Origin of the sequence: Pseudomonas sp. MPC6, assembly GCF_006094435.1 — a bacterium.
Lineage (GTDB): Bacteria > Pseudomonadota > Gammaproteobacteria > Pseudomonadales > Pseudomonadaceae > Aquipseudomonas.
In genome coordinates this window covers 1,420,947-1,434,538 of the sequence record NZ_CP034783.1, presented here as the reverse complement: position 1 = coordinate 1,434,538, position 13,592 = coordinate 1,420,947, and the positions used below count along the sequence as shown (strand labels likewise).

The 13,592-nt window shown below is 61.1% G+C and carries 12 protein-coding genes; 6 read left to right on the top strand and 6 right to left on the bottom strand.

Going from position 1 to position 13,592, the window contains the following annotated elements; all coding sequences use genetic code 11:
• Positions 1-63: 63 nt before the first annotated feature.
• Positions 64-960 carry a LysR family transcriptional regulator gene (locus ELQ88_RS08660; protein WP_128871693.1) on the bottom strand — a complete coding sequence of 299 codons (897 nt, stop codon included), beginning with the start codon at positions 958-960 and terminating at the stop codon, positions 64-66.
• 120 nt (positions 961-1,080) lie between these two features.
• Here ELQ88_RS08660 and ELQ88_RS08655 point away from each other — a divergent pair, with 120 nt between their 5' ends.
• Complete coding sequence (locus ELQ88_RS08655) at positions 1,081-1,839, top strand: SDR family oxidoreductase (RefSeq protein ID WP_138964599.1); 759 nt, start codon at positions 1,081-1,083, stop codon at positions 1,837-1,839.
• Positions 1,840-2,083: 244 nt separating this feature from the next.
• Here ELQ88_RS08655 and ELQ88_RS08650 read toward each other — a convergent pair whose 3' ends face one another.
• Entirely contained in the window at positions 2,084-2,521 is a 438-nt protein-coding gene (locus tag ELQ88_RS08650) for a multidrug/biocide efflux PACE transporter (protein WP_128871695.1), read from the bottom strand.
• An 87-nt stretch (positions 2,522-2,608) separates the two neighbouring features.
• On the opposite strand from ELQ88_RS08650, the gene ELQ88_RS08645 reads away from it, so the two are divergent.
• Positions 2,609-3,463, top strand: coding sequence for a LysR family transcriptional regulator (locus tag ELQ88_RS08645; protein WP_128871696.1), 855 nt, complete (start codon positions 2,609-2,611; stop codon positions 3,461-3,463).
• A 111-nt stretch (positions 3,464-3,574) separates the two neighbouring features.
• Here the strand turns inward: ELQ88_RS08645 and ELQ88_RS08640 are convergent, their stop codons facing one another.
• From ELQ88_RS08640 to ELQ88_RS08630, 3 genes are all read right to left on the bottom strand, one after another.
• Positions 3,575-4,810, bottom strand: a complete 1,236-nt coding sequence (locus ELQ88_RS08640) for an RNA polymerase sigma factor (RefSeq protein WP_138964597.1) — start codon at positions 4,808-4,810, stop codon at positions 3,575-3,577.
• A gap of 102 nt (positions 4,811-4,912) precedes the next feature.
• A complete protein-coding gene (locus ELQ88_RS08635; protein ID WP_138964595.1) occupies positions 4,913-5,257 on the bottom strand; it encodes a YciI family protein in 345 nt (114 codons plus the stop codon).
• 99 nt (positions 5,258-5,356) lie between these two features.
• Positions 5,357-5,782 (bottom strand): nuclear transport factor 2 family protein, encoded by a 426-nt coding sequence (locus ELQ88_RS08630; RefSeq protein ID WP_128871698.1) that lies wholly within the window; start codon positions 5,780-5,782, stop codon positions 5,357-5,359.
• A gap of 140 nt (positions 5,783-5,922) precedes the next feature.
• Here ELQ88_RS08630 and ELQ88_RS08625 point away from each other — a divergent pair, with 140 nt between their 5' ends.
• On the top strand, positions 5,923-6,408 hold the full coding sequence (locus ELQ88_RS08625) for a GNAT family N-acetyltransferase (protein WP_138964593.1): 486 nt from the start codon (positions 5,923-5,925) through the stop codon (positions 6,406-6,408).
• Positions 6,409-6,656: 248 nt separating this feature from the next.
• Here the strand turns inward: ELQ88_RS08625 and emhR are convergent, their stop codons facing one another.
• Positions 6,657-7,289 carry an efflux system transcriptional repressor EmhR gene (gene emhR / locus ELQ88_RS08620; protein ID WP_138964591.1) on the bottom strand — a complete coding sequence of 211 codons (633 nt, stop codon included), beginning with the start codon at positions 7,287-7,289 and terminating at the stop codon, positions 6,657-6,659.
• Positions 7,290-7,553: 264 nt separating this feature from the next.
• Here emhR and ELQ88_RS08615 point away from each other — a divergent pair, with 264 nt between their 5' ends.
• From ELQ88_RS08615 to emhC, 3 genes are read left to right on the top strand one after another with little or no spacing between them, the layout of a single operon-like run.
• The gene (locus ELQ88_RS08615) at positions 7,554-8,711 is read left to right on the top strand and encodes an efflux RND transporter periplasmic adaptor subunit (protein WP_138964589.1); all 1,158 of its coding nucleotides are present in this window, start codon (positions 7,554-7,556) and stop codon (positions 8,709-8,711) included.
• A 3-nt stretch (positions 8,712-8,714) separates the two neighbouring features.
• The gene (gene emhB, locus ELQ88_RS08610) at positions 8,715-11,876 is read left to right on the top strand and encodes an efflux RND transporter permease subunit EmhB (RefSeq protein ID WP_138964587.1); all 3,162 of its coding nucleotides are present in this window, start codon (positions 8,715-8,717) and stop codon (positions 11,874-11,876) included.
• The gene (emhC, locus tag ELQ88_RS08605; protein WP_128871702.1) at positions 11,876-13,336 is read left to right on the top strand and encodes an efflux RND transporter outer membrane subunit EmhC; all 1,461 of its coding nucleotides are present in this window, start codon (positions 11,876-11,878) and stop codon (positions 13,334-13,336) included. Before emhB ends, emhC begins: the two co-directional genes overlap by 1 nt.
• The last annotated feature ends 256 nt before the right edge of the window (positions 13,337-13,592 follow it).

The window sequence follows — 13,592 nt, the reverse complement described above, 5'->3', positions numbered from 1 at the left end:
AAATATGTCGGCTGATCCACCGCTTTCGCTGGCAAGCCAGCTCCTACAGGGGGGAGGTGGTGCTCAGGTGGTTGGCAGGATCACCTGCCCCAACCAATCCATGAACGCCCTGACCCGCAACGGCAAATGCCGTTGCCGGGCATACAGCAGTGAAACCCTCAGGGACGGCGCGTTGAACTGCGGCAATACCGCTACCAGCTCACCGCTGAGCAGGTGCGGCGTCATGCCCGCCCGCGGCGCCTGGATCAAACCAAAACCACCCAGGCACGCCGACTCGTAACAATCGGTGCTGTTGACCGTGACGCTGCCCGCCATCGGCACTTGATGCGACTGCCCGTCCACCTCGTACACAAAACCTTCCGGGCGCGAACCCAGGACACCGACGTAATGCACCAGCCGATGGTGCGCCAGGTCTTCGAGTCGTTCAGGCACACCATAGCGTTGCAGATAAGCCGGGCTGGCGCAGTTGACCATGACAAAGTCGCACAAGTGGCGGGCGACCACCGATTGATCCGGCTGCGCGCCGACCCTCACCACACAATCAAAACCTTCACCGAGCAAATCGACCCGGCGGTCGGTGCTGCTGATTTCCAGCTCCAGATGGGGGTGCTGCGCCATGAATTCGGGCAGGCGCGGCATCACGACGCGACGGGCCAGAATATTCGGCATGTCGATGCGGATGCGCCCGGTGAGCGCAGCCGCATCCTGGCGAAACAGCCCCTCGATTTCGTCCATGTGCGACAGCAAGTCCTTGCTGCGTTCGTACAACACGATGCCGTCCTGGGTTGCCTGGACCTTGCGCGTGGTGCGTTGCAGCAGGCGCGTGCCCAGCAGCGTTTCGAGGGCCTGGACGTGGTCGGAGACCGTAGACCGGGGCAAGCCCAGACTTTCACCGGCGAGGGTAAAACTCGACATCTCGCTGACACGCACAAAGGTGCGCAGCAGTTCCAGCTTGTTCATGGGTCGCCCCCTATTGTCCGGTTTAACCGACCAGTGATTCCGATTCAGCTCTGTTTATCACTGTGCTGCGGATAAATAAACTTCCTTCGCGCCATCACTCACCGCGCTTGAGGAAGTCCCATGAACCGTAAAATCGCATTGATCACCGGCGCCAGCCGTGGCCTTGGCAAAAACGCAGCGCTGCATCTGGTCGCCCAGGGCGTCGACATCATCGGCACTTTCAACAGCCGCGCCGAAGAGGCGCACGCCTTGGTGACGCACATCGAAAGTCTCGGCGGTCGCGCCGCGATGCTGCAACTCGACGTTGGCCAGAGTGAAGGCTTCGTCGAATTCGCCACTCAGGTCGCCGATGTCCTGCAACAGCATTTCGATCGTCAGCAGTTCGACTTTTTGATCAACAACGCAGGCATCGGCGTGAATGCGAACTTCGTCGACACCACCGTCGCCCAGTTCGATCTGCTGATGAACATCCATCTGAAGGGGCCGTTTTTTCTGACGCAGAAGCTGTTGCCGCTGCTGGCTGACGGTGGACGCATTCTCAACGTTTCCAGCGGCCTGACCCGCTTCAGCATGCCGGGTTACGGCGCCTACGCGGCCATGAAAGGTGCCATGGAAGTGCTGACGCGCTACCAGGCCAAGGAGCTGGGTGCGCGTAACATTGCAGTGAATACCTTGGCACCTGGCGCGATCGAAACCGATTTCGGCGGCGGTACGGTGCGCGATAACGCGCAGGTGAACACACTGGTCGCCAGCAATACCGCGCTGGGTCGTGTCGGCCAGCCGGACGACATCGGCGCGGCCATTGCGTTATTGATGGCGCCGGGTGGCCAGTGGATCAACGGGCAGCGGATCGAGGCTTCGGGGGGGATGTTTTTGTAAGCAGACCGCCAGGATCAAAAGATCGCAGCCTGCGGCAGTTCTTTGTTGACCTGCGTACTAATGGTTTGTGGTCAACACCAAACCTGTAGGAGCCGGCTTGCCGGCGAAGGCGTCTTCATGGGCGCGGCATGGCTCGAGGCCGCCTTCGCTGGCAAGCCAGCGCCTACAGGAATCGGGTACATCCGCAATTGTAGTGGTTGTACCTGATCGGTGTAGGAGCTGCCGCAGGCTGCGATCTTGGCTTTTATCCCTCGCAAGAGGTGCGCATGACCACACGCTCACGCACCACGTCATACGCCCAGTGATAAACATAGGTATACGGCAGGAAAAACAGCAGCACACCGATGTCCAGCAGGAACGCTTGCCACAGGCTGACATTCAGCCACCAGGCAATCAGCGGCACGCCGACGGCGACCAGCCCGCCTTCAAACAGCAATGCGTGCACGACGCGCACCCAGGCGTTGCGCGCAAGGGTGAGACGTTTGAGCGCGCGATCGAACAAGCCGTTGAAGACCACGTTCCAGGCGAGGGCCAAGGCAGCGATAGCCAGGGTCGCCACCCCCATCTCCAGCATCGGTTTGTCCATGACCCAGGCGAGCAACGGGGTACAGATCAGCACCGCCAGCAGTTCAAAACCAATGGCCTGGAAAATACGTTCTGTAATGGATTTGTTGGCGTTCATGACCAGACTCCTGAGTGACTGTGTTGCCATGGTCCGTCATCCCATCGATACTTCATAACCAATAACCATCGATCAGAGCGATAGTTCATGGCCTCTCACGAAGTGTTGCTGGCGTTCGTCCAGGCGGCGACCCAAGGCTCGTTCTCCGCGGCGGCACGCAAGCTTGGCCGCAGTCAGTCGACCATCAGCGCGGCCGTGGCCAGCCTGGAGATCGACCTGAACCTGACCTTGTTCGATCGCAGCAGTCGCAAGCCCGGCCTGACGCCGGCCGGGCATGTGGTATTGCAGCGGGCGGAGGCGATTCTGGCGGCCACCAGCCGCCTGGAAATGACTGCCAGCCAATTGTCCCAGGGGATCGAGGCGAAACTGACGGTGGCGCTGTCCGACACCTACCAGTCCGACCGGTTCGAAGCGGCACTGAGCACCTTCGAACAGCGTTATCCGGACCTGGAACTGGAATGCCTGATTGCCGAATGCGATGACCTGGTGGCGCTGGTGCAAAGCGGTCGCGCCCATGTCGCCTTCGCCGAGCGGCAAGACAGCTACCCACCGGACCTGGCCAGTTCGACGGTGGACGAACGCACGGAAATCGCGCTGTTCGTCGCGCCCGCGCATCCGTTGGCGGCCATGGCAAAGGTGGATCAGGACGTGCTGCAGCAGCATCGCGAACTGCGTCTGGCGACCATCGTCAATCCCTATGAAAGCCGGGCGAAGGGGCGTGTCTGGTCGGCGCCGAGCTACCTGATGCTGCTGGAAATGGCCCAGGGCGGGTTCGGCTGGGCGCCGTTGCCCCGGTGGTTGGTGGAACGCTTTGGCGCGGGGTCGCTGCAGGAGATTCAGGTGCGCGGTTGGCCGAAGACCGTGTCGGTGGATGCGCTATGGTCGCGGTTGCATCCGCCGGGGCCGGCGGGGAGCTGGTTGATCGGCAAGATGCTGGAATAGCGGCGCGACCATTCGCGGGCAAGCCTCGCTCCTACAGGATCGAGCCCATCTTGTGATTGACCTGGCCCCGTAGGAGCGAGGCTTGCCCGCGAAGAGGCCCGAGGGATCACCTCACTCCAACCCCTTGAGCCGCCCCTCGATAAACCGCCGCTCCGGCACCTGCTGCGTCAACTCAAGCGCCCGCTCATACGCCGCCCGCGCTTCATCCACCCGCCCCAACTGCCGACAGAATTCGGCTCGAGCCGAATGCGCCAAGTGGTAATCGAGCAGCTCCCCCCGCTGCAGAATCCCTTCAACCAGGGTCAAACCCGCCAACGGGCCATCCCGCTTGGCCAGTGCCGCGGCCCGGTTCAGCTCGATCACCGGTGAAGGCATGGCCTGCAACAGCACGTCATACAGGCCGACAATCTGCGGCCAGTCCGTCTCCCCCGCCCTCGGCGCTTCGGCATGCACCGCCGCGATCGCCGCCTGCAGGCAATAAGGCCCGAAACGCCGGGTTGTCAGTGCCTGTTCCACCAGCGCACAACCTTCGGCAATCATCTGGGCATCCCACAACGAACGGTCCTGCTCATCCAGCACAATCAACTCGCCACTGGCCGAGGTCCGGGCCAGGCGCCGCGACTCATGCAACAGCATCAACGCCAACAGGCCCATCACCTCCGGCTCCGGCAGCAACTCGACCAGCAACCGGCCCAGCCTTATCGCTTCACGGGTCAAATCCTCTCGGGTCAATTCGGCGCCGATGGACGTCGAGTACCCTTCGTTGAATACCAGGTAAATCACCCGCAGCACGCTGTCCAGACGTTCGGGCAACTCGGCGAGGGTCGGCACTTGATAGGGGATTTTCGCGTCGCGGATTTTCGCTTTGGCCCGCACGATGCGCTGGGCAATGGTGGCCGGTGCCGAGAGGAAGGCCCGGGCGATTTCTTCGGTGGTCAGGTCGCAGACTTCCCGCAGGGTCAACGGCACCTGGGCGTCCGCCGCCAGTGCCGGGTGACAGCAGGTAAAGATCAGGCGCAGGCGGTCGTCTTCCACGTCTTCGTCACTCCAGTCTGCCTGCTCCAGCGCCTCCAGTTGCGCGATCAACAGCGGCCGGGACGCGTTGAAGCGCGCGCGCCGGCGCAACACATCAATGGCCTTGAAGCGCCCGGCAGACACCAGCCAGGCCCGTGGATTGTCCGGCACACCGTCACGCTGCCAGCGCTCGACCGCGACGAAAAACGCCTCGTGCAGGGCCTCTTCGGCAAGATCGAAATCGCCGAGCAAGCGGATCAGGGTCGCCAGAATCCGCCGCGAGTCTTCACGGTAGACCTGCTCGACCCGAGCCGTCACCGCGACGTCAGGCATCAGTCCGGCAGACCTGCGGCACCCACGTCACTGACGCGAATCCGCCAGGCTGCTTGTTGCAAGGTTGCGGGCTCATGCAGTGCTCCTGTGTGTGAGGGTTGTTCAGGGATTCAACTGGCGAACGGGGCGCACCTCGACACAGCCCACCCGGGCCGCCGGGATGTTGCCGGCGACCTGGAGAGCTTCATTGAGGTCCTTGGCATCGATCAGGTAGAAGCCGGCCAACTGCTCCTTCGTTTCAGCGAACGGGCCGTCGGTGATCGACATTTTCCCGTTGCGCATGCGCACGGTGGTCGCGGTCTGCACCGACTCCAGCGCTTCGGCCGCGAGCATCCGGCCACTGCCCTGGATCGACTCGGCGTAGGCCATGCATTCAGCGTCTTTCGGGCTGTCGGGCAGCGAATGCAACTCGCGCTCGTTGCTGTACACCAGGCATAGGTATTTCATGGACGCTCTCCGTTTCTTGAGGCTCTGCCCTGCTCGAACTGATCAACTATGGCTGCAGATCGGCGGTTTGGCGTTGTTTGCCGATCAACCGCCCGACGATCAAGGTTCCAGGTTGAATAATGCGGTGCCGCTCATCATGTCGAACGGGGCCGACCAGTGTTCGTGGACGATGCGCCATTGTCCGGCCTCGCGCCGGTAACAGGCGGTCACTCGCATCCAGCAGGCCTGTGTTTCACCCTTGTCATTGGTGCCACCGCAATGGGCCAGCCAATGGGCGAAGGCGATATGCTCGTCCGCCACGATGTTCGTGTGGTCGAAGTCAAACGTGTGCGCGCCCTGGCACATTTCCATGCACTCCAGCCAATGCGCGCGGTAGGCGGCCTTGCCCCGGAATTGCAGGGCCTTGACGGCATCGTAGGAGACGATGTCCTCGGCATACAGGGCCATGATTTTCTCGACGTCCTTGGCGATGACCGCCTGACGATAGGTGTCGATCAGGGTCTGGATCTCGTGTGTCGCGTTCATGGTGGTTCTCCGTGGTTTTTGTTGGAAGACACCCTTTGTCGTCTGGCAAAACGCCAAATCGACAACCGAAATAAAAATAATCCATCGGCACAAACTCGTTAGAATTCGAAACATCTCGGTAATGGAAAAAGGATACTCCAGTGACAGCCAGACTCGTGCCTTACGAAAGCCTGAACGCGCTCCAGCGCCGGCAGGTCGAGGCCATTGAAGTTCACAAAGACCAAATCAAGTTCTCCGGCGACATCCACGGTGCGTTGCACACCCTGCTGTCAAAGCCCGGCCCGGGGGTCAAGGGATTTGCCCTGCTGGCCGGGGATATTCCCGTCGCTTTTCTGCTGCTCAAACGCCCGCCGGTGCTGCCGGCCTGGGCCGACGAACACAGCGCGACCCTGCATGCATTGCAAGTGGATCACCGCGCTCAGGGCAAAGGTTACGGCAAGGCCTGCCTGCAAGCGTTGCCCGAGGTGGCGCGCCAGGCCTGGCCGGAAATAAAGGGGCTGGAATTGTCAGTGGATGCCGACAACGTGTCGGCCATCGCGCTTTATGCAAAATTCGGCTGGATCGACAGCGGCGAGGCCTACAAGGGCCGGATCGGTTATGAACGGCGAATGGGCCTGATCTTCTGATGGTCGGCGCTGGCGCTGGATCCAGGCAACTGCAACACCACCGATGCAAAAGAGCGCTACGCCGATCACGCCGACGTCACGCTCTTTCACCCACTCGACACAAAATCCCTACAAATTACCTGGCCCGTTACCTTTCAACCGGGCGAGCCTGCGTATATAAAAGCACCCCGTTGCGACAACGCGGGCCAGGAACGACGCTTCACCCCTGCCGAGCATTGGCAGAACCGGTTCCATTTATAGATTTTGTTTTATTTGCACAGACTCGGGCTCAAGCGCAGCATATCCAACCCTGTATCGGCCCAACGCTCGGCTTCGGTGTGCAGTTCAAAACTGTCGGGCGCCAACAGCCACTGGTACAGGATGCCATCAATGTACGCATGCAGGCTGATGGCGGCGCGGACGGTGTCGAGGTTTTCCGGCAACTGTCCCCGATTCACTGCATTACTCAGGGCCAGGGCGATTCGCCCATTGCAATCGAGACTGGCCGCGCGGCGCTGCTGGCGCAGGTCGCACATTTCATCGGTGAATTCGCACTTATGAAACAGAATCTCATTGAGTCGTCGGGTCTTCGGGTCCAGCGCAACTTGATGAAACAAATGAATCAACAGCTTGCGCATGCAGCCCAGCGGATCGAGTTCATCCGCACTTTCGCTGGCCTTGGCCATGTCATCCAGCGGCTCGTGAAGGGTGTCGAGCATGGCCTGCACCACGGCCGCCTTGTTGCTGAAATGCCAATAGATGGCCCCGCGCGTAACGCCGGCCAGGGTCGCGATCTCCGCCAGCGTGGTGCGCGCCACGCCCCGCTCGAAGAAGGCTTGTTCGGCCGCTTCGAGTATCTGGCTACGGGTTTCTTGAGCTTCCTCTTTGGTACGACGGACCATGGCAGTACAACCTCATCAGGATGCTTCAGCGATGTCTGAATATCAGCTGAATAAAAGTGGAGCGAGCGCTCTCAGGCGTCGTCCCCGGCCTACAATTCGAACCTTTGAACAAATTTTGTAACGTCAAGGTGACACGGTTCAGCTATTTACAAACAACCATGAACGTAAGTATATTACTTAGCAAGCTACTTATCCACTCAGCGCACAATTTTTACCCTTCCACCTTTCTTGTGCGCAACTTGCGCGCCTGACCCGAGGATTTTCATGCAATTCAAGCCAGCTGTTACCGCTCTGGTCACCGCCGTCGCCTTGGCAACACTGCTTAGCGGATGCAAAAAGGAAGAGGCCGCGCCTGCCGCAGCGCCCCCTCAGGTCGGCGTCGTAACCCTGCAACCACAAGCGTTCACCCTGACATCCGAGGTCCCGGGCCGCACCAGCGCGTTCCGCATCGCCGAAGTTCGCCCTCAGGTCAATGGCATCATTCTCAAGCGCCTGTTCAAGGAAGGCGGCGACGTCAAGGCCGGCCAGCAGCTGTATCAGATCGATCCGGCCGTTTATGACGCCACCCTGAAAAGCGCCCAGGCCAACCTGCAACAGACCAAGTCGATCTCCGATCGCTACCAGCAACTGGTCAAGGAGCAGGCTGTCAGCCGCCAGGAATACGACACGGCCCTGGCCAACCGACTACAAGCGGAAGCGACCCTGCAAAGTGCGCAGATCAATGTGCGTTACACCAAGGTGTATGCGCCAATCTCTGGCCGCATCGGCCGTTCTTCGGTGACCGAAGGCGCGCTGGTGACCAACGGCCAGGTCGAAGCCATGGCCGTCATTCAGCAGCTCGACCCGATCTACGTCGACGTGACCCAGTCGTCCGTGGAGCTGCTTGAACTGCGCCGCGAACTGGAAAGCGGTCGCCTGCAAAAGGCTGGCGATACCGCCGCAGCGGTCAAGCTGACCCTCGAAGACGGCAGCGAGTATAAACAACCGGGCAAGCTCGAGTTCTCCGAAGTCTCGGTTGACCAGACCACCGGTTCCGTGACCTTGCGTGCGGTGTTCCCGAACCCTGACCACACCCTGCTGCCAGGCATGTTCGTCCACGCCCAGTTGCAGGCCGGCGTGAACAGCGCGGCGATCCTCGCGCCGCAACAAGGCGTGACCCGCGACCTCAAAGGCAGCCCGACCGCACTGGTCGTCGGCCCGGACAACAAGGTCGAACTGCGTCAGCTCAAGGCCAGCCGCACGGTGGGCAGCCAATGGCTGATCGAAGACGGCCTGAAGGCCGGTGATCGACTGATCACCGAAGGACTGCAATACGTCAAACCTGGCATTGAAGTCAAAGCCAGTGAAGCGACTAACGTTGGCGCAAAGAACCCGGCCCCCGCACAGGTAGCTGACAAGGCTGCCAGCGGCAAAGGGGAGTAAACCATGTCGAAATTCTTTATCGACCGTCCGATTTTCGCCTGGGTAATAGCCCTGGTGATCATGCTGGTCGGGGCACTCTCGATCCTCAAACTTCCGATCAACCAATACCCGAGCATTGCGCCTCCGGCCATTGCGATCCAGGTGACCTACCCGGGCGCGTCTGCACAAACCGTGCAGGACACCGTGGTGCAGGTGATCGAACAACAGCTCAACGGTATCGATAACCTGCGTTATGTCTCCTCGGAAAGTAACTCCGACGGCAGCATGACCATTACCGCGACCTTCGAGCAGGGCACCAACTCCGATACCGCGCAGGTTCAGGTGCAGAACAAACTGAACCTGGCCACCCCGCTGCTGCCCCAAGAAGTGCAGCAACAGGGGATCCGCGTGACCAAGGCAGTGAAAAACTTCCTGCTGGTGATCGGCGTGGTGTCGCGTGACGGCAGCATGACCAAGGACGACCTGTCCAACTACATTGTGTCGAACATGCAGGATCCGATCTCGCGGACCGCCGGTGTCGGTGACTTCCAGGTCTTCGGTGCCCAGTACGCGATGCGGATCTGGCTCGATCCGGCCAAGCTCAACAACTACAGCCTGACCCCGGTGGACGTGAAAACCGCCATCGCGGCGCAGAACGTCCAGGTGTCGTCCGGTCAACTCGGCGGTTTGCCAGCGGTCGCCGGCCAACAGCTGAACGCGACGATCATCGGCAAGACCCGCCTGCAGACGGCCGAGCAGTTCAAGGCGATCCTGCTCAAGGTCAACAAGGACGGCTCGCAAGTGCGCGTCGGCGACGTGGCGGATGTCAGCCTGGGTGGTGAGAACTATGCGATCAGCGCCCAGTTCAACGGCAGCCCGGCCTCCGGTCTGGCGGTGAAACTGGCCAACGGTGCCAACGCCCTCGACACCGCAAAAGCCCTGCGCGATACCATCGAAACCCTCAAGCCGTTCTTCCCGCAAGGCATGGAAGTGGTGTTCCCATACGACACTACCCCCGTGGTGAAGGAGTCGATCAAGGGTGTGGTTGAAACCCTGGTCGAAGCGGTCGTGCTGGTGTTCCTGGTGATGTTCCTGTTCCTGCAGAACTTCCGCGCCACCGTGATCACCACGATGACCGTGCCGGTCGTATTGCTGGGTACCTTCGGGATCCTCGCGGCGTTCGGTTTCAGCATCAACACCCTGACCATGTTCGGCATGGTGTTGGCCATCGGCTTGCTGGTGGATGATGCCATCGTCGTGGTGGAAAACGTCGAACGGGTGATGAGCGAAGAAGGCCTGTCGCCCAAGGAGGCCACCAAGAAATCCATGGGGCAGATCCAGGGTGCACTGGTCGGCATTGCCCTGGTGCTGTCGGCGGTACTGCTGCCGATGGCGTTCTTCAGCGGCTCCACCGGGGTGATCTACAAGCAGTTCTCGATCACCATCGTCTCGGCCATGGCCCTGTCGGTACTGGTCGCGCTGATCTTTACCCCGGCCCTGTGCGCCACCATGCTCAAGCCGATTCCCAAAGGCGAGCACGGCACGCCGAAACGCGGCTTCTTCGGCTGGTTCAACCGCAATTTCGACCGTGGTGTCAGAAGCTACGAGCGTGGCGTGGGCAATATGCTCTCGAACAAGGCGCCCTACCTGCTGGCCTACCTGGTCATCCTGGTCGGCATGGTCTGGCTGTTCACCCGCATTCCAACGGCGTTCCTGCCGGAAGAAGACCAGGGCGTGCTGTTTGCCCAGGTGCAAACCCCCGCCGGCTCCAGTGCCCAGCGCACGCAGGTGGTGGTGGACGAGATGCGTGAATTCCTCCTGCGTCCGAGCAAGGACGGCGGTGAAGGCGATGCGGTGGCCTCGGTGTTTACCGTGAACGGCTTCAACTTCGCCGGCCGTGGCCAGAGTTCGGGCATGGCGTTCATCATGCTCAAACCATGGGGCGAACGTAACGCCGATAACAGCGTATTCAAGGTCGCGGCTCGGGCCCAGCAGCACTTCCTCACCTTCCGTGACGCCATGGTGTTCGCCTTCGCGCCACCGGCGGTACTGGAGCTGGGTAACGCCACAGGTTTCGACGTGTTCCTGCAAGACCGCGCCGGTATCGGTCACGAAAAGCTGATGGAAGCGCGCAACCAGTTCCTCGGCATGGCGGCAAAAAGCAAGATCCTCTCGCAAGTGCGTCCGAACGGCCTGAACGACGAACCGCAATATCAGCTGGAAATCGACGATGAGAAGGCTAGCGCCTTGGGCGTGACCCTCAGCGACATCAACAACACCCTGTCGATTGCCCTGGGCAGTAGCTATGTGAACGACTTCATCGACCGTGGTCGGGTGAAGAAAGTGTACATACAGGGTCAGCCCGGCTCGCGCATGAGTCCGGAAGACCTCAAGAAGTGGTACGTGCGCAACGCCAGCGGAACCATGGTGCCTTTCTCCGCCTTCGCCAAGGGTGAATGGATCTACGGTGCACCGAAACTCTCCCGCTACAACGGTGTAGCGGCGGTGGAAATCCTCGGGGCCCCGGCCCCCGGATACTCCACCGGTGAAGCCATGGCCGAAGTCGAAGCCCTGGCCAAGAAACTGCCAGCCGGTGTCGGTCTTTCCTGGACCGGGCTGTCGTACGAGGAACGCCTGTCCGGCTCGCAAGCGCCAGCCCTGTATGCGCTGTCGCTGCTGATGGTGTTCCTGTGTCTGGCGGCGTTGTATGAGAGCTGGTCGATCCCGATCGCGGTGATGCTGGTGGTGCCGCTGGGGATCATCGGGGCGCTGATGGCGACCAGCCTGCGCGGCTTGTCCAACGACGTGTACTTCCAGGTGGGCTTGTTGACGACCATCGGTCTGGCGGCGAAAAACGCCATCCTGATCGTCGAATTCGCCAAGGAACTGCATGAACAGGGACGTAGCTTGCGCGATGCAGCGATCGAAGCCTGCCGGATGCGTTTGCGACCGATCATCATGACGTCGCTCGCTTTCGTCCTCGGCGTGGTACCGCTGGCCATTTCCACAGGCGCAGGCTCAGGTAGCCAACATGCGATCGGTACCGGGGTGATTGGCGGTATGATCACGGCCACGGTCCTCGCGATCTTCTGGGTCCCCCTGTTTTTCGTCACAGTGTCGGGCATGGGCCAGCGCAAAACCGCTGACCAGGATGCCGCGATTGAACCTTCTAAAGAGGCTGGCTAATGAGCAAGTCGCTACTCTCCATCGCAATCGCCGCCCTCGTGCTGAGCGGTTGCTCACTGATACCGGACTATCAGCGCCCTGACGCGCCGGTGGCAGGCCAGTATCCACAGGGCCCGGCGTACTCGCCGGCCCAGGCGCCGGCCCAGGCCGCCGCCGAACAGGGCTGGAAGCAGTTTTTCCATGACCCGGCCCTGCAACAGCTGATCCAGGTCGCCCTGGAAAACAACCGCGACCTGCGGGTCGCGGCGTTGAACATCGATGCCTTCGCGGCGCAGTACCGCGTCCAGCGTGCGGATCTGTTCCCGGCGGTGTCGGCCAATGGCACCGGCAGCCGTCAACGGGTCCCGGCACGGGCCTCGCAGACCGGCGAAGCGGGCATCACCAGTTCCTACTCGGCCACGGTCGGCATCAGTGCTTATGAACTGGACTTGTTCGGTCGGGTTCGCAGCCTGAGCGAAGAAGCCCTGCAGCAGTACTTCGCCACTGAAGAAGGCCGCCGCAGCACGCAGATCAGTCTGGTGGCCAACGTCGCCAATGCCTACCTGACCTGGCAAGCCGACAAAGAGCTGCGCAAACTGACCCAGGACACCCTCGGTGCATTCGAGGAGAGCCTGAAGCTCACCGCGCGCAGCAACGAAGTCGGTGTGGCCTCGGCCCTGGACCTGGCCCAGTCGCGTACCTCGGTGGAAAACGCCAGGGCGCAACTGGCCCGGTACACCCGCCAGGTGGCGCAGGATGAAAACGGCCTGGTGCTGCTGCTCGGCACTGGAATCCCGGCCAACCTGCAAACCGCCAAGCCGCTGTCCGACGAACTGCTGAGCGACGTTCCGCCTGGCCTGCCATCGGACTTGCTGCAACGTCGTCCGGATATTCTCCAGGCCGAATACAACCTCAAGGCCGCCAATGCCAACATCGGCGCGGCCCGGGCTGCATTCTTCCCGAGCATCAGCCTGACGGCCAATGCCGGCTCCCTGAGCCCGGACCTGTCCGGCCTGTTCAAGGGCGGATCGGGCACCTGGCTGTTCCAGCCGCAGATCAACCTGCCGATCTTCAACGCCGGCAGCCTGCGCGCCAGCCTGGATTACTCGAAAATCCAGAAAGACATCGGCGTGGCGAACTACGAGAAGTCCATTCAAACGGCCTTCCAGGAAGTCGCCGATGGCCTGGCCGCGCGCCAGACCTACACCGAGCAGTTGCAGGCCCAGCGTGATTTCGTCACTGCCAACCAGGACTACTACCGTCTGGCCGAGCGTCGTTATCGCATTGGTGTCGACAGCAACCTGACCTTCCTGGATGCCCAGCGTCAGCTGTTCAGTGCCCAACAGGCGCTGATCACCGACCGCCTGGCGCAGCTGACCAGTGCGGTCAATCTGTACAAGGCGCTGGGGGGTGGCTGGAACGAGCTGACCGCGAAGGTCGAGCCGCAGAAAGAAGAAGCGCCGAAGCTGAAGTTGTTCTGATCTCGGGGTAAACAACTTGAAGCCCACCTTTTGGTGGGCTTTTTGTTGGCTGCGGGGAAAGGTGTGTTGGCCCTGCTGGCCCCTTCGCGAGCAAGCCCGCTCCCACAGGTTCTGCGGTGTTCACAACATTTGTGTGCGACACGGACACTGTGGGAGCGGGCTTGCCCGCGAAGGGGCCAGTGCAAGCAACACATAAACTTCAGTCAATCTTACGTTCGATTATCGCCCAAAACCCGCCTCACCCAATTGAACTATC